General features: G+C 75.2%; 1 pseudogene. It reads left to right on the top strand.

Features of this window, described 5'->3' with window-relative positions:
- Positions 1–244, top strand: a pseudogene (locus tag UK12_RS41935) (hypothetical protein); the annotation flags it as partial.
- Positions 245–472 lie beyond the last annotated feature (228 nt).

Below are 472 nucleotides of genomic sequence, written 5' to 3'. Positions count from 1 at the left end.
GGCGGTGTACTTCCGGGGCCACGAGCGGGCCGTCTCGCTGGACTGGGGGACCGTGCTGGTGGCCGAGTGCGTGGCCAAGGTGATCGGCGCCTACACCCTGCCGGTGGCCAGCATGGCCTGGCTGGGCACGGTCTTCAGGGTCTGCGCGGTCGTCCGCGGCATCGTGGTCGCGAACGCCTTCGCCGGCCTGCTGTACGGCCTGGTCGCCACCGCGGCCGAGCGCGCCTCACCCCCGGCTCCCTAACTTCCCTGACCGCCGCACCGTGCCCGGTCGCCGAAGACGGCGACCGGGCCCTGTGTGCTGTGCCGGTCAGCGGATCAGCTCGGCTGCTCCTGCACCGGAATCGCCTGGCTGACCGGCTGCGCGGCGGCGGTGGCCGTCGCGGCCGGAGCGGCGACCGCGGCAGTGCCCTCGCCGCCGGTGTTCATCGCGGAGAGCAGCTGGCGGGCCAGGCCGAGGCCGGTGCCGCCC

Origin of the sequence: Saccharothrix sp. ST-888, assembly GCF_000955975.1 — a bacterium.
In the GTDB taxonomy this organism is placed as follows: domain Bacteria; phylum Actinomycetota; class Actinomycetes; order Streptomycetales; family Streptomycetaceae; genus Kitasatospora.
The sequence above is the reverse complement of the archived record's forward strand: the minus strand, read 5'-3'. Positions and strand labels throughout refer to the sequence as shown.